Raw genomic sequence first — 20,721 nt, 5'->3', positions numbered from 1 at the left:
TCAACAGAAACGGGCGGGGAATGGCATGATTGTGAAGTCGTAACCTTAATCGCGATGCTTAATACAGGCGCCTATCGCTGCGCCGGCTCAATAGCGGAACTGTTCGGCGAGAATGCGCTCGTTCCACGAATGGTTGGGATCGAACAGCAGCGTCGCCGTCGCCGTTGGCGATTCCCGCACCGTCACCGAGGCTACAGCCTTCACCTCGGTATGGTCGGCGGCGGCGTTCACCGGCCGCTTTTCCGGCTCCAGAATGTCGAAACGAACAATCGCCTTGTTGGAGAGCAGCGCGCCGCGCCAGCGGCGCGGGCGGAACGGACTGACCGGGGTCAGCGCCAGCAGCGGCGCGTCGAGCGGCAGGATCGGCCCGTGCGCGGACAGATTGTAGGCGGTCGAGCCGGCCGGCGTCGCGATCATCACACCGTCGCAGTTCAATTCCTCCAGCCGCTCCTGCCCGTCCACGGTGATGCGGATCTTGGCCGTCTGGTAGGACTGGCGCCACAGCGCAACCTCGTTGATCGCCAGCGCCGAGACAGTCTCGCCTTCATGCGTCACCGCCAGCATCTCCAGCGGACGGATCGTTTCGGCAACCGCGGCCGCGACGCGCTCCGCCAGGCCGCTGGCGCGGTACTCGTTCATCAGGAAGCCGATGGTGCCACGGTTCATGCCGTAGACTTTTTTTCCCGTGCTCATCGTGTCGCGCAAGGTCTGCAACAGGAAGCCGTCGCCACCGAGGGCGACGACGATCTCTGCATCCTCGATGGATGCCTGGCCATAGCGCGTGGACAGACTCTGCAGCGCCGCCTTGGCGTCGGCGGTATCGGACGAGACGAAGGCGAAACGGCTGGCTGCTTTGCTCATGGTTCCCGACGGCGACCGGTTGATGGCGACCGGTTGCTTGGGCCGCGCCAGCGCCGGGTTATCATGGGCGGGCAAATCTGCAAAGGGAGGGCATGTTGCTGCCCCTCGACACAGCGCCGGCCAGGCGCTCGCGCATCGTGTCGAGCGACAAGCGAATGTGATGGTTAAGACTGGAGTTAAACACTCGTAAAGCCGGATCGATCATGTTAGCCGGCAGGAGATGGGCGGCGTGGGGGCTAGCCAGTCGGACCGATCTGTTGCCGGTAACACGCATGATCATCATCGTCCTGATGCTGGGAAGTTTTGCTCTCGCCTTTGCCCAACTGGTGCGCCAGTCCGAAGAGACGAGTTTGAGACCCCAGCCCACGGCCTCACGCTGCGGCGATGCCGCGGGCACGCCGTGCCCGCAACGGGCATTGTGAGTTCGCCAAGCACAAGGACTTCCCGCGATAAGGAAGCCGGGCTCATCGCACCTGCAGATGGCAGCCAGCCCGCCGCTTTTGCGCGAGGTACTCTTCGATTAGCTGGCGGTAGCGCACCTTGCCGAAGCTCGGGAAGTGGCCTCCATGCACGACCGCGACATCGAGCTCGCGCATCCGCAGCAGCGTTTCGACATAGTCGTCGACGGCGGAATGATAGACGTCGTCGATCAGCGGGCCGTCATAGACGATGTCGCCGGAAAGCAGGATTCCGGTCTTCTTCTCGTAGAGCGCAATGCCACCGGGCGAATGACCCGGCGTGTGGATCACCTCGAAAGCACGGTCGCCGAGATCGACGACGTCGCCCTGTTCGAGCAAGCGATCGGCCGGCGCCTGCAGGATCCGGTAGCGCGTTGCATCCCAGCCTGCCGGCATGCCATCGAACATCGCGTCGGTGGCATAGCGGTCGGCAACCGTCCATTCATTGCGCGGATCGGCGAGGATGTCCGCTTCGGCCGGGTGTACGCAGCGGTCCGGAAATTCGTGATGGCAGCCGATATGGTCGAAATGCGTGTGGCTTGCCACGCAGGTGAGCTTTCGCTCCGTCACCAGCGGCACGTGGCGCCGCAGGCTGAAATGGCCGAGGCCGGTGTCGAACAGAAGATCGCGGTCGCGACCGCGCACATGCCAGATGTTGCAGCGGAAGAACGGCTTGATCCACGGCTCGTGGATCAGCGTCACGCCATCGCCCATGCGGACGGTTTCGTACCAATTCGCTGCGTCTATGACCGGAAGCATGCCCATGGCTCAACCCGTCAGAAGAATGACGTCGCCAGCCTCGCACGAAACCGCAACGATGTCGCCCGGCTGGACGGTCGCCGCAGCGGGGATCCTGGCGATGACGTGCAGCGCCGGGTCCTGCTCGGAGGCAGCAAGCACGCGCTTGAAGCTGCCTTGAAACACAACGTCGCTCACCTTGGCCGTACCCAGCCTTACAGCGCCGCCGTCTGGGCCGAGGACCAGGTGCTCCGGACGGACTGCGAGGGCGACAGCCGTCCCAGTCGGCAACGTGCCGGGCAGCGAGAACGATCCGGCCTGCGCCGCGACAGTGATTGTTCCGTCCTTCACCGCCGTCACCGTTCCCGACATCAGCGTGCTTTCACCCATGAAGGTCGCGGAAAAGCGCGTCGCCGGCCGCGCATAGACGCGCTCGGGCGGCCCTTCGTCCTCGATGCGCCCGTCATTCATCACCACGCAATGGTCGGCAAGCGCCATCGCTTCTTCCTGGTCGTGGGTGACGTGGATGAAGGCGGTGCCGACGCGTTTCTGGATCGCTTTCAGCTCGTCCTGCATCTGCCGGCGCAATTTGAGATCGAGCGCTCCGAGCGGCTCGTCGAGCAAGAGCACCGCCGGCTCGACGACAAGGGCGCGCGCCAGTGCCACACGCTGGCGCTGGCCGCCGGAAAGCTGGTGCGGCTTCTTGTCGAAGGCGTCGGCCAGACCGACCAGCGCCAGCGCCTCGCGTGCCCTTGCGGCCCGTGTCGCGGCATCGACGCCTTGCATGCGCAGGCCGAAGCCTACATTGCCGCCGACGCTCATATGCGGGAACAGCGCGTAGTCCTGGAACACCGTGGTCGTCGGGCGCTTCGCCGGCGGTACCGTGGTGCAGTCCTCGCCCCGGATCAGCACCTTGCCTTCGCTAGGGCTGACGAAGCCGCCGAGAATGGACAAAAGTGTCGTCTTGCCCGAGCCCGACGGCCCGAGAAGGATGGTGTAGCTGCCCGGCTCGATTTTCAGCGACACGTTCTTCAGCACGGTCTGCTGGCCGAAGCGGTGCGTAACAGTGCGGATATCGACCAAGGGCGCGGTCATGCCGGCTTCCTCCGCAGCAGCATCAGTTCAAAAAACACCACCAGCACGATGGAGACAGCGAAGACCAGCGAGCCGACGGCATTGGTCTTGGGATTGAGGCCGGAGCGCAACAGGTTCCAGATCTCGACAGGCAGCGTCGTGTCGAAGCGCGTCAGCAGGAAGGAGATCACGAACTCGTCCCAGGAGAAGGTCATCGACAGGAAGAAACCGGCGAAGATCGCCGGCGCCATGACAGGCACGGTGACCAGCAGCAGCACCTTCCATTCCGGCGCGCCGAGGTCGCGCGCGGCGCGCTCGATGTTGATCTGGTGATCGCCCATCTGGCTGTAGATGATAGCAAAGCAGAGCGGAAGGTTGATCACCACATGGCCGATGCCGGCAGCCAGCAACGATTTTGGCACGCCAGCCCAGTTGAACAGCACCAGCAGCCCCATGCCGATGATGAGATAGCTCACCGTCAGCGGTAGCGTGATCAGTCCGCGCAGCAGGGCCGAGCCCAGCAAGGTGAACCGTGCAAAACCCCAGGCGGAAAGGAAGCCGAGCGTGACGGCGACGGCCGAGGAGAGGGCGGCCACTAGAAGCGAATTGACCAGTGCCGAAGTCAGCCGCGTGTCGGCGAGCACCGCGTCGTACCAGCGCAGCGAGGGGCCGGTGAAGGGCGGGATCGGAAACGACGTCGCCTGCAGCGAAAACAGCACCAACACGACCACCGGCAGGAAGATGAAGCCATAGACTGCGAGGGCGTAGAGCCAGGAAGCGATACGGACAAGAGCGCGCATCTCAGGCCCGCTCGATCTTCAGCCGGCGAGCACAGGCGAGATAGGCAACGGTGACGACTGCCATCAGGATGATCGACAGCGCCGAGGCGAGCGGAAAATCGCCGCGCCTACCGATCTGCATCATCACCAGTTGCGGCATCAGAAGCTCATTGTTGCCGCCGAGGATCTGCGGCGTGATGTAGTCGCCGATGCACAGCACGAAGGTGAGGAAGGCGCCGACCATGATCCCTGGCAGCGTCAGCGGCAGCACGACATGCAGGAAGGTGCGTACCGGCCCGGCGCCGAGATCGGCGGCGGCTTTGCGGTAACTGGGGCTGAGCTGCTTCAGATTGGCGAAGATCGTCAGCGTCAAAAGCATGACGAAGAAATGCACGAAGCCGGTGATCGTGGCCAGCCTTGTGTTGGCGAGTTGCACCGGTTCGGTGAACAGGCCAGAGCCGGTGAGCGCGCGGTTGATCACGCCGTTCTGCGCCAGCACCAGGAGCCAGGAATAGGAGCGCACGACATAGGATGTCCAGAACGGCAGCACCGCCAGCATCAGCGCCAGCCGCTGCCAGCGTTCCGGCACCTGTTCGGCCAGGATCCAGGCGAAGGGGTAGGCGAGCAGCACCGAGACCAAGGTGACGATGGCGGTGACCTGCAGCGAGTTCACCATCGCCTGCCAGTAGGCCGGATTGGCAAAGAACTGGCTGTAGTTGGACAGCGTGAAGCCACTTCCGTCATGCGCCGTCAGGCTGGAAAACCCCATGGCCAGGAAAGGCAGCACGAAGAACAGCAGCGTCCAGCCGAGTGCCGGCGTGACCAGCGCCCAGGGCAGCGCGCGCCCGCTGTTCGTGGCAGGGTTCACGACCGGCGACCGGTCACTGCGCCTGCAGCATTTCGGTCCAGACGTCCTGCATCTTCTTGTCGAGATCGGCGTTCGGCGCCGGATAGGACTGAGCGCGGGCGAGGAAATCCGGCTGCTCGTCGAAGCGCAGGATCTTCTTCTGCTCGTCGCTAAGCGCCGCCTTGGCATTCGCCGGCATGCCCCAATAGCAGGACGAGGTGGCGAGCCGCGCCTGGCCCTCGGGGCTCATGATGTACTGGATGAACTTCAGCGCGAGCTCCTTGTTCTCTGAATCCTTGAACATGGCCAGCGACTGCGACCACAGAACAGCACCTTCTTTCGGGATCGAGAAGTCCAGGGCAGGGTTCTCCTTGGCCAGCCCGGCCGTCACCCATTCGCCGCCGCCAACCAGTATGTCGACCTCGCCGGTCGCCAGCGCCGTCTGGCTGGCGGTGACCTCGCCGACCAGCTTGGCGTTGGCCTTCATCTTCAAGAGCTCGTCCTTGATGGCGGGAAGGTCGGCTTCGGTCAGTTCGGCGGTTTTCTTGCCGATCGCAAGTGCGGCTATGCCGATGACCGGCAGGTAATAGTCGTAGATGGCGATCTTGCCCTTGTATTTGTCGCCAGTGAGGGCTGCCATCGACTGCATGTCGGCCGGATCGACCTTGGTCTTGTTGTAGCCGATCGTGTTGTAGCCGAACTTTTCGGTGATGCCGTAGCGCTTGCCGGCGACGGTGGAACCGTCCATCTTCACCTGGGGGAACAGGTCGGCGAAGGGCAGTTTGTCTTCGGGCAGCGGCTCGAACAGGCCCTTTTCGACGCCGCGCGGTATGTCGATGCTGTCGATCACCATCACGTCCCAGTCGCCGGGCTGCGACTGCTCGACAATCGCCATGCCGGCGCCGGTGCCCTCGAACTCCTTGACATTGACCTTGATGCCATTGGCCTCCTCGAAAGGCTGCAGCAGCGCCGGGTCGGCGTGATCGCACCAGATCAGGGCGTTGAGATCCGCAGCCTGAGCGAGGCTGCCCGTCGCCAGCAGCAGTGCTGCCGCAGCATACGTGGCGTGGAGATGGCTCTTCAGAACGGAAAGTGGATTGTTAGGATTGATGGACATCGAGTGTTCTCCCTTGCCTTTTTGGCTTCTGGGAAAAAATTGAACCAATTCTAAAATTGAGTCAATTCTGTTTTTATGCCAGATAGCGTTTCATGAGTGGATTGCGGGCAAGGCAAAAGGCGGATCGGCACCGCCGCATCATCGAGGCGGCGGCGGCGCTGTTCCGCGACGCCGGCTATGAAGGCGCCAAGATCGAGACCATCGCCGCGCAGGCCGAGGTCTCGATCGGCACGATCTACAATTACTACCAGAACAAGGGCGATATCCTCGGCGCCATCGTTTCGATGGAGGTCAACGAGGTGCTCAATGCCGGGCACGGTGTCGTCGCCAACCCGCCGGCCAATGTCGGCGATGCGCTCGACACGCTGATCGGCATCTACATCGAGCATTCGCTGCACTATCTCAGCAAGGAGATGTGGCGGCAGGCGATGGCGATCTCGACGCAGTTGCCCGACAGCCCGTTCGGCCAGGCCTACACCGCGCTAGACCGGGCGCTGACCGAGCAGATCCGCGCGCTGATCGCGAGGCTGCAGACGCTCGGCCTAGTGCGCCGCGATATCGACGGGCAGGCGCTCGGCGAACTGGTGTTCAACAACATGAACATGATGTTCATCGAGTTCGTGAAGCGCGACGGGGCCAGGATCGCGGAACTGCGCGCGGCGATACGCCGGCAGAATCGGATTCTGGTGGCGGCGATTGCGGTGTGAAGCGGGTAACCCTGTCAGGAATGATCGGGAAAAACAGATTTCTTGATCAAAGGGACTGATCTGCGTGAATTCCCCCTTGAGTTGTTATAAAAAGATAATACACCTTAAGGATGCAAAAAGGGGAAGGGTAAATGCATTTTTCGCTCTGGCATTGGGCAATAGTTTTGCTGCTGATTGGCGTGCCTGTCTTTTTCGCTGTTCGGTCTGCGATCAAGCCCTCACAGAATTCAGCGGACCTTGCGGGATTTGGAGGCTGGCTGATGCTGCTTGCGATTGGGCAGGCTTTGTCCCCGCTGCGCACACTCGTCGCATTGGGTTCGTCGAGTGACGGCTACCAGCAACTCATGACGCTCCCAAATGGCACCTTGGCGGTCTACGGAGAGGTTGCCCTCTTGCTGGCGTTTGCGGTGTTCCAGGTGGTTGTGTTCGTTGCAATGCTGCGACGGAGTTACCGCTTCAAGCAGCTATTCCTGTACCAGTGGTTCGCAATACCTATGGTGTTTCTCTTGAACACGGCGTGGATTTTGGCGGTTCTTGGCATCCCGGTGAGCCAGGTGCTTACCAGAAATGCGCTGATAGCGCCCGTAGTCACTTTTGCCCTGACGGGCATTTGGGTCGCCTACGTCTACAAGTCGGTCAGGGTGAGGAACACGTTCACCGAGGGCGCATCTGGTCAAGTCGCGAATGCGTCATAGAGGCGCTAGCGATTGGCATCTATCTCGGAAACCTTGAGGAGCTATTGGCTTCTCACGGATCGTCGGCCGGAAACCGGTGCCCGCGGACGCGATCGAACCGCCGACCTTCGGTTTACAAAACCGCTGCTCCACCGGCTGAGCGACAAAGGCACGGCGCTCCGGTTAGCATATTTGTTGCGCCATATCCTTGGTACTATTGGCTCGATGGCGGTCAGCGAGGTGGTCAATGCCGGGCCAAATATCACTATCCTCAGGCGCACAACGGGTGTCGTGAGAGTGCAAGGCGCAGCCATGCCGAAAGAACGCTGGGGCGCCTCTAGATGCAACATCGAGATCAGGCAGCCGGAAGGCCTGCCAGAGCAAGGATTTCGGGGGCCGGAGTGATATGGGCGTGCGGCCTGCAGTAGGCGGGGTCGATCGCCCGATAGCCAAGCAGATTGGCGAGCGGCGCCAGGATTCCCAGTGCCACCCGCTGAATTGCAGGTGGGGGCCGCGTGAAGACGATGACGTCGGCAAATTCCTTGGCGATGACTGCCGCCTGAAGCGGCGAAGGCCTGCCTTTCCGGCCGACCTTGCCAGCATTGGCCAACCCGAAGAGCATGCCGATCAGCAGCTCGAAACGGTTCGGGTCAATGTGGTCCGCACCGTTCGCCCGTTCGATTTCGATCAGGACCTGCGCTTCAGCGGTCTTGCTGCTGTTCCACCAATCGTGCGCAACGCCTGGCTCGACCGTGGCGGATTGGCCAGGCTCCAGAGAAAAGGTCTTCCCGGCGATACAGGCATCGAGCCGGCCGCTGACGACGGTAAACCGTTCAATCATGTTCGGGTGGAAGTGCTCGCCCACCACCGCCGCCCCCGGACGAGCGGTTAGATGAACGATGCCTGGCCCTTGGCCCCGGTCTTCGGTGCCGCGCAGAATGACTCCATTTTCGCCGGTCACCTTGTTCTCGTAGACATCTCCACAGCGTGACATGGATCCGCTCGCAGTTTCAGAACACCGGCACAGCAAAGGCAAAGATCTCGGTGCCGCAGCGTTTTCGCGAGATCTACTTTAAGCTTATCCTCCAGCGTAAGGCGCAAACGCGCTAAGCATTCCCTAGGAGAGGACGGGCGGCATGTGATGGATCGTTCTTTGGTTTGTCGCTTCGTCTGTCGTCGCCATTGGCGCGGCACTGGCAGTGGCTGGGCAGGGGCGAATACAGGAAGTTAAGAAGGATGCTAACGCTTGCGCGGCCATTCGGAAGAACCTTCAGAATGGTGGCAGTCAGCGTAATCTCATCCCCGATGAGTATATCCCGCGCCATATCGCGCCATATATTGAGATTCTGGTGTGGCGGGAGTGTTCGTCAAGCAGAACATTAGTGCTTTCTAATGGTTATCTGTGAGCAGTGGGCCTGCCCCGCTTGCCCGCTGCAGATCGGGCCCCAACCCGATCGGGCCCGCGCTCTCCGCCCGAGGCGCGGGCTTGTCTTCGAATGCGAGCGGCTTTTAGTGTAAATCTTTAACCAGCAGGGAGACCGTTTCTTGACCGAACGATTGCAACCAAGGATCATCTTGTAGTTAGCTAACTCAAGGGGGTCCCGATGCTTACTCGCCGTGTTTTCTGCGGTTGTCTGCCGCTTGCCGCAGCAACCTTTGCTGCCACCCAGGCACACGCTCAGTCGTCAGAATGCGTTGTTTACAACCGTGAGCGCCAGCAAGGCGTCAGTCCAGATGCCGCTATTGACCTTTTGAAGGCGGGGAATGAACGGTTCGTCGCGAACAAGATGATCAATTGCGATCTCTTGGCTCAGGTGAAGGCCACATCGACCGGGCAAGCGCCCTTTGCGGCAATTGTCGGCTGCATGGATGCGCGCGTGCCGCCGGAGCTCGTATTCGATCAGCGCATCGGTGACATTTTCTGCGCCCGCATCGCCGGCAATTTCGTTAATACCGACACTATCGGCAGCCTCGAATTCGCGACGAAAGTGGCCGGCTCTCGCGCGATAGTTGTGCTGGGGCATTCCGAATGCGGCGCCATCAAGGGAGCCGTCGACAACGTTCAACTCGGAAATCTCACTGCCACCCTGGCCAATATCCGGCCCGCCGTGGACGCGGCCACGAGCGACGGTGAGCGCAGTTCCAAAAATGCGCAGTTCGTTCAGGCAGTGGCGAAAATGAATGCGCAGCTCGCCGCCGAGATGCTCACTTCAAAGAGCCCGATTATGAAGGAGCTTGTTGAATCCGGGGAACTACGCATCGTCTGGGCGATGCACGACGTGGCGACTGGGCATGTTGCCTTCTTCAGTTAAGCATGGCTTATCCGGGCGGGTGGTGCGTCGCACTGACGCCCGGACGCCAGCGACCACCATGTTGGGAAGATGGCCGGCGCCTCTTGGGGGCGCGCGTGGGATAAGATCGCCTGACGGCGCCGGCCGGGCGGATACCAGGTCCGCCGCCGGTGGATAGTACCGAGCTTGGCGATTCACGTAATTCCATGATCGCGGTAGATACATCGTTCAGGTCATGACCGATGGTAAAGTAATGTTTGCCGTAGCAACCATCCGATACCGTCTGTGCCGGGAGTCGCGGTCAACAGTTTTAGCGAGCATGCTTAGATGGCCGCGCACGCGGAAACGGCACAACCGTCAACGGCGCCTTGCGGAATTCCGCGACGGCTATTTCTTCGATCAGGGTGTCGAGTGCCTCGCTGACGCGTTGGCTCGTTTCGTCCTTGCCGCAGAGCCGATTTTGGGCGCACTCCAGAAGCTCGCGCGCTGCGGCAAAGTCGCTTCGCATGACACCACCCGTTGTTTGACCCCCGCCGCACAGACATTGTCAGTGCGCCAAATTGAGTGATTGCTAATATTCACGGGAGAATTTTAGTCGAATCGCATTAAATGCCCGGGAGAGAAGATGCCGGCCGGCTCCCGTGTTCTGGTGCCCCCGGACGGAATCGAACCGCCGACCTTCGGTTTACAAAACCGCTGCTCTACCAGCTGAGCTACAAGGGCATGGCGCTCCGGTTAGCATATTTGTTGCGCCAGTAAAGACAAAAACTCCGTTTCGGTTGCCGGCGAACACGCGGAACGGCAGACGCGGGCATCCTGAAATCGGCCAATTCGCTTCCTATATTGATCGAATGCAATCGCATAGGCGAGGGTGTCGCATGATCAGATTTGTCGTCATTGCCCTGATCGTCGTCGTGGCCTGGATTCTCCTGGTGAAGCTCATCAAGGATGTGAAGAACGCCAATGTCGACTGGACCGGCGTCGCCACCATTATCGGCTTCATTGCGCTCGCCTTCTGGCTGCGCCATATCACCGGCATGGGCTGAGGCCTGCAGCCGGTGGACTGCCGACAGGCGCTCCTCGCCGGTCGTCATTGCGGCTGACTGCAGATCCTGTGTTCAGATCGGCTGCTTCTGCGCCTTCGGAAAAACCAAAAAACCGTCGAACCTTTTTCCTTGCTGCGACGACTGATGGTCAAGAGGCGGATGGATCGCCTCTCTCAACGCAGCAAGGAGATCGTAATGTTCAAGCGCACCATCGTTTCCGGCCTCATCGCCACCACCGTCGCCGCCGCCATGCTGGCCGGCACCGTTCAGCCTTCGGCCGCCCATCACAAGCACACTAACAAGCACATTGGCATCGGCATCGCCGCCGGCGTTGGCGGTTTCCTGCTTGGCACCGCGCTTGCCCAGCCGCGCACCGTCTATGTCGAGGAACACGGCGGTTCGTGGCATGTTCGGCGCTGCCTCGAGCGCTATCGGACCTACGATCCGTATTCGGACACCTATGTCGGCTACGACGGCTACCGTCACCGCTGCCGGCTCTAGGAGAACCGTTTCAGGCAACCGGAAAAGGGGGCACCCCACGGCCCCTTTTTCATTGTCTGAAAGGGCGATCGACTGTCGCTCTCGGCGAAGGGCATGCTGCGCGGAGCATTCAGGGCGTCCTGCCGCCGATCATCTTCGTCACTTCGGCTGCTGCATCGTGCACCAGTGGGCCGATCTCGGCCAGTCGTTCCGGCGTCACCCTGACGGTCGGGCCGGAGACCGAAACCCCGCCGATCGGTTCGCCGAATTCGTTGAAGATGGCGGCGGCCACGCAGCGCATGCCCGGGTGCCGCTCCTCGTCGTCGACCGACCAGCCGCGCAGCTTGATCGTCACCAGATCGCGGGCCAGGGCCGAGATGTCGGAAAGCGTCTTTTCGGTGAAGCGCTCCAGCCCGGCTCGGCGCAGGATGGCGCCGACGCGCTCCGGCTCGAGATGCGCCAGCACCGCCTTGCCGATGCCCGACGCATGAAAGGAACTGCGCGTTCCTGGCCGGAAGAAGGCGCGGATTGCCTGATGCGTCTCGACCTGGCTGACGAAGACGACGCAATCATCCTCGGCGACGCCGAGATTGGCGGTCTCGCCGGTCTTCTCCATCAGCTCCTGCATGACGATGCGGGCGCGGTCGACCAGCTTGCGGCGGCGCAGGAACGCTGCGCCCATGCGATAGGTCTCGACGCCGATCGACCAGAGTTGGCCGGTGCCGTCGAACTCGACCATGCCGTGGTTCTCCAGCGTCGTTAGCATGCGATAAGCGGTGGAGGCGGCAAGCCCGCTCTGCGCGGCTATCTCGCTCAGCGACAGGCCGCTGCCTTCGGCGACGATCGCCAGAATACGCAGTGCCCGGTCGAGCGACTGCACCGAGGCGGCCTCGGATGGGCCGTGGAAGGCGCGCGGCCGTCCGCGCTGGCGTTTTTCGGTCGTTTCCATGGCGCCATTCTCGCCGATTTCTCCAAGTCCGCAATGAAAAAGTTTTTCACTAGCTTGTACGAACCAAAATCTGAAAAACGAAAAATCGAATGAAATCAGAAGCTAATTACCGTTTTTTTAGAAATGAAAAAATATTCTGAAAAAATTGAAAAATCATCGGCGCGCTGGCATTCTCGGCCATCAACAAATTCCGTGGAGGCTGAAATGACCAGGATGCGCGCGGTCGACGCAGCGGTTCTCGTTCTCGAAAAGGAAGGCATCACCTCAGCCTTCGGCGTGCCGGGCGCGGCGATCAACCCGTTCTATTCGGCGTTGAAGGCGAGAGGCACCATCCGCCACATCCTAGCGCGCCATGTCGAGGCGGCGTCGCACATGGCAGAAGGCTATACCCGCGCCAAATCAGGCAATATCGGCCTGTGCATCGGCACTTCGGGTCCGGCCGGCACAGATATGATCACCGGGCTCTATTCGGCCGCGGCCGATTCCATTCCCATCCTCTGCATCACCGGCCAGGCGCCGCGGGCGCGTCTCAACAAGGAGGATTTCCAGGCCGTCGACATCGCCGCCATCGCAGCACCCGTCGCCAAATGGGCGGTCACCGTCATGGAGCCCTATCTCGTGCCGATGGCGCTGCAGAAGGCGTTCCACCTGATGCGCTCGTCGCGGCCCGGTCCGGTTCTCGTCGATTTGCCGGTCGACGTGCAACTGGCCGAGATCGAGTTCGATATCGATGCCTACGAGCCGCTGGTGCCGTTCAAGCCGGCAATGACGCGCGGCCAGGCGGAGAAGGCGATGGCGATGCTCAACGCGGCGGAAAAGCCTGTGATCGTCGCCGGCGGCGGCATCATCAACGCCGATGCCTCGGACCTGCTGATCGAGTTCGCGGAAGTCACCGGTGTGCCTGTGATCCCGACGCTGATGGGCTGGGGTGCGATTCCCGACGACCACCGGCTGATGGCCGGCATGTGCGGGCTGCAGACGTCGCATCGCTACGGCAATGCGACGATGCTCGAAGCCGACTTCGTCTTCGGCATCGGCAACCGCTGGGCCAATCGCCACACTGGCTCCGTTGACGTCTACACCAGGGGAAAAAAGTTCATCCATGTCGATATCGAGCCCACTCAGATCGGCCGTGTCTTCGCCCCGGATCTCGGCATCGTCTCGGATGCCGGCGCGGCGCTGAAAATGCTGCTCGACGTCGCCACCGAGTGGAAGACGGCGGGGAAACTGCGCGACTGGTCCGGCTGGGCCAGGCAATGCCAGGGCCGCAAGAAGACGATGAAGCGCAAGACGCATTTCGACCAGGTGCCGCTGAAGCCGCAGCGCGTCTATGAAGAGATGAACAAGGCATTTGGCCGCGACACCACCTATGTCACCACGATCGGGCTTTCGCAGATCGCTGGTGCCCAATTCCTACATGTCTACAAGCCGCGCAACTGGATCAATTGCGGCCAGGCCGGCCCGCTCGGCTGGACGTTGCCGGCGGCACTTGGCGTTCGCGCCGCCGATCCGCACCGCAACATCGTGGCGCTTTCCGGCGACTATGATTTCCAGTTCATGATCGAGGAACTGGCGGTCGGCGCACAGCACGGATTGCCCTATATCCATGTCGTCGTGAACAATGCCTATCTCGGCCTGATCCGTCAGGCACAGCGCGGCTTTTCGATGGATTTCGAGGTCAGCCTCGCCTTCGAGAACGTCAACCGGAAGGAAAACCCTGAAGCCGGCTACGGCGTCGACCATGTTGCCGTCGCCGAAGCCATGGGCTGCAAGGCCGTCAGGGTGCGCAAGCCGGAGGAGTTTGCCGGCGCCTTCAAGGAGGCCCATCGCCTGATGAAGGAACATCAAGTTCCGGTCGTGCTCGAATTCATCCTCGAGCGGGTCACCAACATTTCGATGGGCACCGAAATCGATAAGATCACCGAATTCGAGGAGCTTGCCGAACATCATGAAGACGCCCCCACGGCGATCGTGATGCTCGATTGAATGGAGAGGAAAATGCCGCGTTTTTCAGCCAATCTCTCGATGCTCTTTGGCGAGCACGATTTCCTCGATCGCTTCGATGCCGCCGGCCGCGCCGGTTTCAAGGGTGTCGAATATATCGGCCCCTATGACCATGCGCCGGAGGTGGTTGCGGAGCGGCTCAAGAAGAACCGCCTGACGCAGGTGCTGTTCAACCTGCCGGCCGGCGACTGGGGCAAGGGCGAGCGCGGCATCGCCGTGCTGCCGGACCGGGTGCCGGAATTCCGGCAAGGCATCGCCAAGGCGATCACCTATGCGCATGCGCTGGGTTGCGAACAGGTCAACTGCCTCGCCGGCATCGCGCCGCAGGGCGTCGAGCGTTCAGTGCTGGAAGATGTCTTCGCCGAAAACCTGGCTTTCGCGGCGGAAAAGCTCGAACAGGCCGGCATCAAGCTGTTGATCGAGCCGATCAACGCGCGCGATATTCCCGGCTTCTTCCTGAACTATTCGGACCAGGCCTTGGCGCTCATCGACCGCGTCAGCTCGAAGAACCTGTTCCTGCAATATGACATCTATCACATGCAGATCATGGAGGGGGATCTCGCCCGAACGATCGAGGCAAATCTCGGCCGCATCGCGCATATCCAGCTTGCGGACAATCCCGGCCGTCACGAGCCGGGGACGGGCGAGATCAATTTTCCTTTCCTGTACAACCACATCGACAGCATTGGTTATTCCGGCTGGATCGGGGCGGAGTACAAGCCGAAGGCGGGGACCGAGGCCGGACTGGGCTGGTTCCGGGAACTTGCCGGGCGGGGGAGTGCTGCGGCCTAAGCGCCTTGGGCCCCCCTCATCCGGCCCTTCGGGCCACGTAGCGGCCGGATGAGGGGGCGTTTCACACAGTCATTTGGAGAGCAACAATGGAAACCATCGGCTTCATCGGTCTCGGCATCATGGGCGCGCCGATGGCGGGGCATCTGCTCGACGCGGGCTATCATGTCGTCGCCAGCGACCACCGCTCGAAACCGCCGGCCGACCTCGTCGCTAAGGGTCTGAAGACCGTCACCGGCCATGACGCCGTAGCGAAAGCTGCCGACATCGTCATCACCATGGTTCCCGACACCCCGCAGGTGGCCGATGTGCTGTTCGGCGACAACGGTGTCGCCTCGGGTTTGACCGGGGGCAAGCTGGTCATCGACATGAGCTCGATCTCGCCGATCGAGACCAAGGTTTTCGCTAGAAAGATCAACGATCTCGGCTGCGATTATCTCGACGCGCCGGTGTCGGGCGGCGAGGTCGGTGCCAAGGCGGCGTCGCTGACCATCATGGTCGGCGGCGAGGAAAAAGCCTTCGAGCGCGCCAGGCCGGTGTTCGAAAAGATGGGCAAGAACATCACGCTGGTCGGGCCGAACGGCGTTGGCCAGACCACCAAGGTCGCCAACCAGATCGTCGTCGCGCTGACCATTGAGGCCGTCGCCGAAGCCCTTGTTTTTGCATCGAAAGCCGGCGCTGATCCAGCCAAGGTCCGGCAGGCGCTGATGGGCGGGCTGGCCGCCTCGCGCATCCTCGAAGTGCATGGCGAGCGCATGATCAAGCGCAGCTTCGCGCCGGGCTTCCGCATTGAACTGCACCAGAAGGATCTCAACCTGGCGCTGGAGGGCGCGAAGGTGCTAGGGGTTGCGCTGCCCAACACCTCGACGACGCAGCAACTGTTCAATTCCTGCGCGGCCAATGGCGGCGCCAAGGAGGATCATTCGGCGCTGGTTCGAGCGCTGGAGCGCATGGCGGGGCATGAGGTGGGATAGAAGCGAGTAGCGAATAGGAAATAGCGAATAGTGGTTGCTAGCCGTAGTGCCGCTCTGATCGGCCTTTCGCTACTCGCTACTCGCTACTCGCTAAAAACTTCCTCGCCGCATAAAGGCTCACCGCCGCGGCGTTCGACACGTTGAGCGAACGGATGGCGCCGGGCATGTCGAGCCGGGCGAGCGTGGTCACCGTCTCGCGCGTCTTCTGGCGCAGGCCCTTGCCTTCGGCGCCCAGCACCAGCGCGATCTTTTTCCCGGCAAAGCTCTTCTCGAGTTCCGCCGGTCCGTCCGAATCGAGGCCGATGGTCTGGAAACCGGCCTCGTGCAACTGGCCGAGCGCGTCGGCGAGGTTCTTCACCTCGATCTGGTCGATATGCTCCAGCGCGCCGGAGGCCGATTTCGCCAGCACGCCGGATTCCTGCGGGCTGTGGCGCGCCGTGGTGATCAGCGCGCCGGCGCCGAAGGCGACCGCCGAGCGCAGGATCGCGCCGACATTGTGCGGGTCGGTGATCTGGTCAAGGACCAGCACCAGCCTTGCGTCACCCAGCGCATCGAGGCGCTTGGGCTTCAGCGGCTCGGCCTCGATCAGCACGCCCTGATGGACGGCATCGGAGCCGGTGACCTTGTCGATATCCTTCGGCTCGACCAACTCGGCCTTGAAGGGCAGGGCGGCGAGGTCGGCGATTGCCAGCCGCTCGGCGGCGTTGCGCGTCACCAGCATCTTCTTGATCCGTCGGCGCGGATTGTCGAGCGCGGCCCGCACCGTGTGCAGGCCGTAAAGCCGCACCAGCCCGTCGGCGGCGTTCTCGCCGGGCGGTATTGGCTGGCGCGGCCTGAACGCCGGCGCGCCGCCGGTCTTCTCGTCGCGATGGGCGCGGCGCAGCTTGGCATAGTGGGTATCTTTGGGGGTGCCTGACTTGTTGCTCATGGCTGGCTTCTATAACCGCCTGCTTCGGCTAAGGATATGGCACGTTGCGGCGGATACCGAACAACAGCGAAAAAGCCTGGCTGCGCGGTTGACACCCAATGACCTTGCCGCCATAAGGCGCTTCGCTGATTTCGGACAAAACCGGAGGTTTCGACCCTGATCGGCGAGAATGCCTCGTTTGCAAGGCTTCGATGGCAGGCTGGAGAGGTGCCCGAGTGGTTAAAGGGGACGGACTGTAAATCCGTTGGCTTAGCCTACGTTGGTTCGAATCCAACCCTCTCCACCACTGCCAGCCCGGAAGCCTTGAAACGGAAATGCATCGCGATGCTTAACTGAAAAGGCGCGGGTATAGCTCAGTGGTAGAGCAGCAGCCTTCCAAGCTGAATATGCGGGTTCGATTCCCGCTACCCGCTCCAGATTTCCATCTCCAGATTTCCATCCTCTGCCCGGCAGGTCTGACGCATGATCCCAAGCCAAGGGCAGCGCAGATCGAAACGCTTTGCGGACGGGACCCTCCGCAATTGAAATTCAAGGTGTTGGAGCTTCGTGGTGCGTCCAACGAGGCGCGGCGAGCTAGTTGGCGAACTTGCTGAATATCGACGCGAGTTGATTCTGCGGCGGCACCTGTCCGTTCGGCGTCAGCTTGTCGACGATACCAGGCAAAGCCGCGGACAATTGCTTGACCACGTCCTGCTCGCTCATCCCCGCCCTTTGCGCGATCTCGCGAATGACCTGTGGGCCTAGCGCATTGCCCAGATCGTTGGCCTGGATCGGACGATTCTGCCCGGTGCCGACCCACGAATCGGCGGTATTGCCGTGGCCGGCGTCTTTCAGTCTGTCGAGCAGACCACCCAGTCCGCCAAGCAGGCCGCCATCGGCGGATGTGGTCGTCCCCGATGGGGAAGGCGCGGGGGCGGGGCTTTGAGCCTGGTCCGTCTGGTCGGCACTTTTGCCGCTCAGCATTTTTCCAACCAGCAACGCACCGAGCGCGATCATTAGTGGCTTGGCGACGTTGCCGCCGGGAACGGCATTGTCAAACAGTCCCATTGTGGATCTCCATGTCAATGTTGCCCATCCCATCCCCACAATGACTCATTCGAGTTGAATTTCAAGTTGGCTGGAGCTTTCCGCAATCACGAATTTCAAGTTGGCTTGAGCTTTTCTTGATGATGTGGAAGTAATTGAGGGCGGGGAATGGAGAGGAAAATGTCAATATTAAGCTGGATCATCCTCGGCGTCATCGCCGGTTTTCTTGGCAGCAAGATCGTCAACAAGAGCGGGCAGGGCCTTGTACTCGATATCGTGCTCGGGATCGTGGGCGCCGTCGTCGGCGGGCTGATCTTCAGCGCCTTTGGCGCGTCAGGGGTTACCGGCCTCAACATCTACAGCCTGATCGTTGCCGTGATCGGTGCGGTGGTTGTTCTTTGGGCCTATCACCAGTTCACCGGGAAGCGGGCTTTCTAGAAATCGGAAGCCGGCAAAGCGGAGCCGCTTCGGCGGGCAGCGTGACGTATTCTACCAGCCGCGTTCGGTCCTGTATTCAATATCGCGGCTTTCCGCTCTGGGAAGCCGTGACCCTCTGAACCGCCCTACCTGATCCGTTTTGAAAATCGCGCGGATCAGCATGTTGAGGCTGGCCTCGAGTCCTCCGGCCAGGATTGGCCACAATTCATCGAGCAAACGCCTGAAGGCTGTTTCGAGAGCCGCGTCACCGCCTGTTCCGACAGGCAGGTCGGGCATTGCCCCCACCATGATTTCTTTGACAGAGAATGCGAAAACGAAACGATAACTTGGTTGAGCGTTTCTAACATGGCGCAGGTCGGCAATGGCGATTGAAATAAAACAGCTCGCGATCACCTACTATCCCATTCCCAAGAGCGGCAGCAGCAGCGTCAAATACGCGCTCATGGCGCTCGACGGAAAGGAAGGTTCGCTCTCCGGGCTCGACCCCGACAATGATGTTCACGGGCATTTGGCGACAAACTACGTCGATCCTTTCTTTCCCGCGTATGACGGACACAAGGGTCGGTTCACGATCGTCCGCGACCCTCTGGAGCGGCTTCTCTCAGCCTATTCCAGCAGGATCTCCGACACTCGGGTTCTGAGCAGGCCGGACGTGAACAAGGAGAAGCTCGAAAGCTTCGGCATTCCGGTCGACCCGGACTTCGATACCTTCATTTTCAACATCGAGAAATACTGCGCATGTTCGTGGGAGATCCAGTTCCACGTGGCGTCGCCGCGCTATTTTACCGGCTGCAGCCTGTTCCTCTTCGAACATGTCTTCAAATTCGAGCAGATGGACAGAGTGGAGGCGTTTTTGTCCTCCGTAAGCGGACGGGCATTCGACCTGCCCCGGCTGCAGGTCGGCGGCAGGAAAATCAGCCCCTCGGATCTGTCGCCGGCGGCACTGGCCAAGGCGATGCGGTTTTGCCGTTACGACTATGGTTTTCTCGTCGACCACTACGATCCGCAAAAATGGGGAGGCATTCCTGAAGGCGGTCTCGACGATCCCTCAACGCTGCATGTTTTCGGCGATCCGGCAGCCTTGCGCGATGGCCGGATCATCTACCCCCGAACGCCGCGCAATCTCCTTCACTTCATGTCCAAACGCTCGCTTGTCGAGCCGAGGATAAGCCTTTAGGTGCCGATCGCGCCGGTTATCCCTCAGCACGTCCGGCGATCGCCACATGCTCCTCATATTGGGGCAGGTCAGGTCTAGGCCACCACGGTCAGCCGGCGCCTGCGCTCGTCGAGCGACACGATGGTCAGCCCGCTGGCGACCACCAGCAGGATGCCGCCGATCGCCAGCGCATTCGGGAATTCCTGGAACACCACCAGGCCCGAAATGACCGCCCAGACGGTGAAGCAGTAGTAGAACGGCGCCACCACGCCGGTCGGGCCGACGCGATAGGCCATGAAGATGAAAAAATGGCCGAAGATCAGAAACAATCCAGCCCCGGCCATCAACAGCAAATGATGCGTCTCGGGCATCACCCAACGCTCGGACATCAGATGCGCGACGCCTGAGCCGAACAGCACCACCACCACCGCGGAAATTGCGACGATCATTCCAGGCACATTGGCGGCGACCCGCCGCCCGGCCAGATCGCGCGCGGCGGCGAATGCCGCGTTGCCAAGCGCCAGCAAGGCGTAGATCGAGATCCCCTGCATAGTCGGCTGCGCCACCATCACCGCTCCGATGAAACCGAGCCCGATCAGCGCCATGCGCAGCCCACCGATCCGCTCGCGGAACATGACGGAGGAGCCGACCAGCACAAGCAGGGGAGTGATCTGCCCCAGGGCGGTCGAATCGGCGATCTGCATGTTGGCGAGCGCCACCACGTAGCAAAGGATTGCCGCCAGCTCGAGCAGGTTTCTCTGTAACACCCTCCTGTCGAGGATCAGCGGGATCTGCCTGGCGTAGCCCAGCGAAAACAGCAACGGGATGCCCCACAGCGTTGCCGCCGTCCCGCGCAGAAGCAGCACCTCATAGGGTGGCAGCCCTACCGTCGCGAGCTTCATCATCGTGTCGTTGACGACATAGGACCCGGTCGAGAGGATCATGAGCAGCGAGCCGCGGATGGCGATCGGGATGAAATGCATCGGTTCAGGAGATCAGAGTGGCGCCACACCGGCAATGGGCCAGATCCGACTGTAAATCCGGCAAGGCAGACAAGCGGAAGCGGCGATATCCATCCGCTGAATGCCGATGTCAGCGGAACCTATCTTCGCCCATTCCATTTCTCCTTACGCGTTCCTATATCCGCGCCACATCCCCGAAAACCGGATTGCGGGTTCAGACTGGGTGAGCGTGCGCTCGGCCACAAGGCACTTGTGTTTTTCGGCTGTAGTCGCTAATCGCCCCGCATTCGACTGAACTGAAGGTCCCGGCCGTCCAAGGAAAGAGACTATGGCAAAAGGTAAATTCGAGCGTACAAAGCCTCATGTGAACATCGGCACGATTGGCCACGTTGATCATGGCAAGACGTCGCTGACGGCGGCGAT

24 protein-coding genes and 3 tRNA genes are annotated in these 20,721 nt (G+C 61.3%); 14 read left to right on the top strand and 13 right to left on the bottom strand.

Translation table 11 applies throughout. The features are described from left to right. Positions 1–87 precede the first annotated feature (87 nt). The gene (locus IQ26_RS06055; RefSeq protein WP_145714882.1) at positions 88–861 is read right to left on the bottom strand and encodes an NAD kinase; all 774 of its coding nucleotides are present in this window, start codon (positions 859–861) and stop codon (positions 88–90) included. Between the two features lie 272 nt (positions 862–1,133). Here IQ26_RS06055 and IQ26_RS39435 point away from each other — a divergent pair, with 272 nt between their 5' ends. Then, positions 1,134–1,283 carry a hypothetical protein gene (locus tag IQ26_RS39435; RefSeq protein WP_162457874.1) on the top strand — a complete coding sequence of 50 codons (150 nt, stop codon included), beginning with the start codon at positions 1,134–1,136 and terminating at the stop codon, positions 1,281–1,283. A 42-nt stretch (positions 1,284–1,325) separates the two neighbouring features. Here the strand turns inward: IQ26_RS39435 and IQ26_RS06050 are convergent, their stop codons facing one another. The 5 genes from IQ26_RS06050 to IQ26_RS06030 are packed head-to-tail and all read right to left on the bottom strand — an operon-like array spanning position 1,326 to position 5,874. Further along, entirely contained in the window at positions 1,326–2,084 is a 759-nt protein-coding gene (locus tag IQ26_RS06050) for an MBL fold metallo-hydrolase (protein ID WP_145714881.1), read from the bottom strand. A gap of 3 nt (positions 2,085–2,087) precedes the next feature. Then, positions 2,088–3,152: an ABC transporter ATP-binding protein gene (locus IQ26_RS06045; RefSeq protein WP_145714879.1), complete on the bottom strand. Its 1,065-nt coding sequence runs from the start codon at positions 3,150–3,152 to the stop codon at positions 2,088–2,090. After that, complete coding sequence (locus IQ26_RS06040; RefSeq protein ID WP_145714877.1) at positions 3,149–3,931, bottom strand: ABC transporter permease; 783 nt, start codon at positions 3,929–3,931, stop codon at positions 3,149–3,151. The genes IQ26_RS06045 and IQ26_RS06040 overlap by 4 nt, the downstream gene beginning before the upstream one ends. A gap of 1 nt (position 3,932) precedes the next feature. Next, the gene (locus IQ26_RS06035; RefSeq protein WP_145714875.1) at positions 3,933–4,778 is read right to left on the bottom strand and encodes an ABC transporter permease; all 846 of its coding nucleotides are present in this window, start codon (positions 4,776–4,778) and stop codon (positions 3,933–3,935) included. Between the two features lie 13 nt (positions 4,779–4,791). Then, positions 4,792–5,874 carry a polyamine ABC transporter substrate-binding protein gene (locus IQ26_RS06030; RefSeq protein ID WP_145714873.1) on the bottom strand — a complete coding sequence of 361 codons (1,083 nt, stop codon included), beginning with the start codon at positions 5,872–5,874 and terminating at the stop codon, positions 4,792–4,794. Positions 5,875–5,966: 92 nt separating this feature from the next. Between IQ26_RS06030 and IQ26_RS06025 the strand changes: the two genes are divergently transcribed. Further along, on the top strand, positions 5,967–6,581 hold the full coding sequence (locus tag IQ26_RS06025; RefSeq protein ID WP_145714871.1) for a TetR/AcrR family transcriptional regulator: 615 nt from the start codon (positions 5,967–5,969) through the stop codon (positions 6,579–6,581). 131 nt (positions 6,582–6,712) lie between these two features. Next, positions 6,713–7,276, top strand: a complete 564-nt coding sequence (locus tag IQ26_RS06020; RefSeq protein ID WP_145714869.1) for a DUF2569 family protein — start codon at positions 6,713–6,715, stop codon at positions 7,274–7,276. A 334-nt stretch (positions 7,277–7,610) separates the two neighbouring features. Here the strand turns inward: IQ26_RS06020 and IQ26_RS06010 are convergent, their stop codons facing one another. After that, a complete protein-coding gene (locus IQ26_RS06010; protein WP_240547019.1) occupies positions 7,611–8,216 on the bottom strand; it encodes a cupin domain-containing protein in 606 nt (201 codons plus the stop codon). A gap of 643 nt (positions 8,217–8,859) precedes the next feature. Between IQ26_RS06010 and IQ26_RS06005 the strand changes: the two genes are divergently transcribed. Continuing rightward, positions 8,860–9,567: a carbonic anhydrase family protein gene (locus tag IQ26_RS06005; RefSeq protein ID WP_145714865.1), complete on the top strand. Its 708-nt coding sequence runs from the start codon at positions 8,860–8,862 to the stop codon at positions 9,565–9,567. A 626-nt stretch (positions 9,568–10,193) separates the two neighbouring features. On the opposite strand, the gene IQ26_RS05995 is transcribed toward IQ26_RS06005, so the two are convergent. Further along, a tRNA-Thr gene (locus IQ26_RS05995) sits at positions 10,194–10,269 on the bottom strand. A 155-nt stretch (positions 10,270–10,424) separates the two neighbouring features. On the opposite strand from IQ26_RS05995, the gene IQ26_RS39090 reads away from it, so the two are divergent. Beyond that, on the top strand, positions 10,425–10,592 hold the full coding sequence (locus IQ26_RS39090) for a hypothetical protein (protein ID WP_156090924.1): 168 nt from the start codon (positions 10,425–10,427) through the stop codon (positions 10,590–10,592). Between the two features lie 195 nt (positions 10,593–10,787). Next, positions 10,788–11,093: a BA14K family protein gene (locus IQ26_RS05990; protein WP_145714861.1), complete on the top strand. Its 306-nt coding sequence runs from the start codon at positions 10,788–10,790 to the stop codon at positions 11,091–11,093. A 109-nt stretch (positions 11,094–11,202) separates the two neighbouring features. Here the strand turns inward: IQ26_RS05990 and bhcR are convergent, their stop codons facing one another. Next, entirely contained in the window at positions 11,203–12,021 is an 819-nt protein-coding gene (bhcR, locus tag IQ26_RS05985; protein WP_145714859.1) for an HTH-type transcriptional regulator BhcR, read from the bottom strand. Positions 12,022–12,225: 204 nt separating this feature from the next. On the opposite strand from bhcR, the gene gcl reads away from it, so the two are divergent. From gcl to IQ26_RS05970, 3 genes are all read left to right on the top strand, one after another. Further along, positions 12,226–14,007, top strand: a complete 1,782-nt coding sequence (gene gcl, locus IQ26_RS05980) for a glyoxylate carboligase (protein ID WP_145714857.1) — start codon at positions 12,226–12,228, stop codon at positions 14,005–14,007. A 12-nt stretch (positions 14,008–14,019) separates the two neighbouring features. Further along, a complete protein-coding gene (gene otnI, locus IQ26_RS05975; protein ID WP_145714855.1) occupies positions 14,020–14,817 on the top strand; it encodes a 2-oxo-tetronate isomerase in 798 nt (265 codons plus the stop codon). An 86-nt stretch (positions 14,818–14,903) separates the two neighbouring features. Next, positions 14,904–15,788: a 2-hydroxy-3-oxopropionate reductase gene (locus IQ26_RS05970; RefSeq protein WP_145714853.1), complete on the top strand. Its 885-nt coding sequence runs from the start codon at positions 14,904–14,906 to the stop codon at positions 15,786–15,788. Positions 15,789–15,864: 76 nt separating this feature from the next. Here the strand turns inward: IQ26_RS05970 and IQ26_RS05965 are convergent, their stop codons facing one another. After that, a complete protein-coding gene (locus IQ26_RS05965) occupies positions 15,865–16,716 on the bottom strand; it encodes a TrmH family RNA methyltransferase (RefSeq protein ID WP_145714851.1) in 852 nt (283 codons plus the stop codon). Between the two features lie 201 nt (positions 16,717–16,917). Between IQ26_RS05965 and IQ26_RS05960 the strand changes: the two genes are divergently transcribed. Further along, a tRNA-Tyr gene (locus tag IQ26_RS05960) sits at positions 16,918–17,002 on the top strand. Positions 17,003–17,058: 56 nt separating this feature from the next. Further along, positions 17,059–17,132 (top strand) — tRNA-Gly (locus IQ26_RS05955). A 157-nt stretch (positions 17,133–17,289) separates the two neighbouring features. Here the strand turns inward: IQ26_RS05955 and IQ26_RS05950 are convergent. Next, positions 17,290–17,763 carry a YidB family protein gene (locus tag IQ26_RS05950; RefSeq protein ID WP_145714849.1) on the bottom strand — a complete coding sequence of 158 codons (474 nt, stop codon included), beginning with the start codon at positions 17,761–17,763 and terminating at the stop codon, positions 17,290–17,292. A gap of 159 nt (positions 17,764–17,922) precedes the next feature. On the opposite strand from IQ26_RS05950, the gene IQ26_RS05945 reads away from it, so the two are divergent. Next, positions 17,923–18,180 carry a GlsB/YeaQ/YmgE family stress response membrane protein gene (locus tag IQ26_RS05945; RefSeq protein WP_145714847.1) on the top strand — a complete coding sequence of 86 codons (258 nt, stop codon included), beginning with the start codon at positions 17,923–17,925 and terminating at the stop codon, positions 18,178–18,180. 51 nt (positions 18,181–18,231) lie between these two features. Here IQ26_RS05945 and IQ26_RS05940 read toward each other — a convergent pair whose 3' ends face one another. Beyond that, positions 18,232–18,573: a hypothetical protein gene (locus IQ26_RS05940; RefSeq protein WP_145714845.1), complete on the bottom strand. Its 342-nt coding sequence runs from the start codon at positions 18,571–18,573 to the stop codon at positions 18,232–18,234. Between IQ26_RS05940 and IQ26_RS05935 the strand changes: the two genes are divergently transcribed. After that, complete coding sequence (locus IQ26_RS05935; RefSeq protein WP_145714843.1) at positions 18,542–19,357, top strand: sulfotransferase family 2 domain-containing protein; 816 nt, start codon at positions 18,542–18,544, stop codon at positions 19,355–19,357. The genes IQ26_RS05940 and IQ26_RS05935 overlap by 32 nt on opposite strands. Positions 19,358–19,431: 74 nt before the next feature. On the opposite strand, the gene IQ26_RS05930 is transcribed toward IQ26_RS05935, so the two are convergent. Beyond that, the gene (locus IQ26_RS05930) at positions 19,432–20,319 is read right to left on the bottom strand and encodes a DMT family transporter (RefSeq protein ID WP_145714841.1); all 888 of its coding nucleotides are present in this window, start codon (positions 20,317–20,319) and stop codon (positions 19,432–19,434) included. A gap of 307 nt (positions 20,320–20,626) precedes the next feature. Between IQ26_RS05930 and IQ26_RS05925 the strand changes: the two genes are divergently transcribed. Further along, a partial coding sequence (locus tag IQ26_RS05925) for a GTP-binding protein (protein WP_032936484.1) occupies positions 20,627–20,721 on the top strand: 95 nt, incomplete at its 3' end.

Origin of the sequence: Mesorhizobium tianshanense (assembly GCF_007830515.1) — a bacterium.
Taxonomy (GTDB): domain Bacteria; phylum Pseudomonadota; class Alphaproteobacteria; order Rhizobiales; family Rhizobiaceae; genus Mesorhizobium; species Mesorhizobium tianshanense.
This window is presented reverse-complemented; position numbering and strand designations above follow the sequence as displayed.

Bases quoted from the DNA above. Each gene is read 5' to 3' on its own strand.
- IQ26_RS06055 (WP_145714882.1), bottom strand. From the start codon at position 861: ATGAGCAAAGCAGCCAGCCGTTTCGCCTTCGTCTCGTCCGATACCGCC.
- IQ26_RS39435 (WP_162457874.1), top strand. From the start codon at position 1,134: ATGATCATCATCGTCCTGATGCTGGGAAGTTTTGCTCTCGCCTTTGCC.
- IQ26_RS06050 (WP_145714881.1), bottom strand. From the start codon at position 2,084: ATGGGCATGCTTCCGGTCATAGACGCAGCGAATTGGTACGAAACCGTC.
- IQ26_RS06045 (WP_145714879.1), bottom strand. From the start codon at position 3,152: ATGACCGCGCCCTTGGTCGATATCCGCACTGTTACGCACCGCTTCGGC.
- IQ26_RS06040 (WP_145714877.1), bottom strand. From the start codon at position 3,931: ATGCGCGCTCTTGTCCGTATCGCTTCCTGGCTCTACGCCCTCGCAGTC.
- IQ26_RS06030 (WP_145714873.1), bottom strand. From the start codon at position 5,874: ATGTCCATCAATCCTAACAATCCACTTTCCGTTCTGAAGAGCCATCTC.
- IQ26_RS06025 (WP_145714871.1), top strand. From the start codon at position 5,967: ATGAGTGGATTGCGGGCAAGGCAAAAGGCGGATCGGCACCGCCGCATC.
- IQ26_RS06020 (WP_145714869.1), top strand. From the start codon at position 6,713: ATGCATTTTTCGCTCTGGCATTGGGCAATAGTTTTGCTGCTGATTGGC.
- IQ26_RS06005 (WP_145714865.1), top strand. From the start codon at position 8,860: ATGCTTACTCGCCGTGTTTTCTGCGGTTGTCTGCCGCTTGCCGCAGCA.
- IQ26_RS39090 (WP_156090924.1), top strand. From the start codon at position 10,425: ATGATCAGATTTGTCGTCATTGCCCTGATCGTCGTCGTGGCCTGGATT.
- IQ26_RS05990 (WP_145714861.1), top strand. From the start codon at position 10,788: ATGTTCAAGCGCACCATCGTTTCCGGCCTCATCGCCACCACCGTCGCC.
- bhcR (WP_145714859.1), bottom strand. From the start codon at position 12,021: ATGGAAACGACCGAAAAACGCCAGCGCGGACGGCCGCGCGCCTTCCAC.
- gcl (WP_145714857.1), top strand. From the start codon at position 12,226: ATGACCAGGATGCGCGCGGTCGACGCAGCGGTTCTCGTTCTCGAAAAG.
- otnI (WP_145714855.1), top strand. From the start codon at position 14,020: ATGCCGCGTTTTTCAGCCAATCTCTCGATGCTCTTTGGCGAGCACGAT.
- IQ26_RS05970 (WP_145714853.1), top strand. From the start codon at position 14,904: ATGGAAACCATCGGCTTCATCGGTCTCGGCATCATGGGCGCGCCGATG.
- IQ26_RS05965 (WP_145714851.1), bottom strand. From the start codon at position 16,716: ATGAGCAACAAGTCAGGCACCCCCAAAGATACCCACTATGCCAAGCTG.
- IQ26_RS05950 (WP_145714849.1), bottom strand. From the start codon at position 17,763: ATGGGACTGTTTGACAATGCCGTTCCCGGCGGCAACGTCGCCAAGCCA.
- IQ26_RS05945 (WP_145714847.1), top strand. From the start codon at position 17,923: ATGTCAATATTAAGCTGGATCATCCTCGGCGTCATCGCCGGTTTTCTT.
- IQ26_RS05935 (WP_145714843.1), top strand. From the start codon at position 18,542: ATGGCGATTGAAATAAAACAGCTCGCGATCACCTACTATCCCATTCCC.
- IQ26_RS05930 (WP_145714841.1), bottom strand. From the start codon at position 20,319: ATGCATTTCATCCCGATCGCCATCCGCGGCTCGCTGCTCATGATCCTC.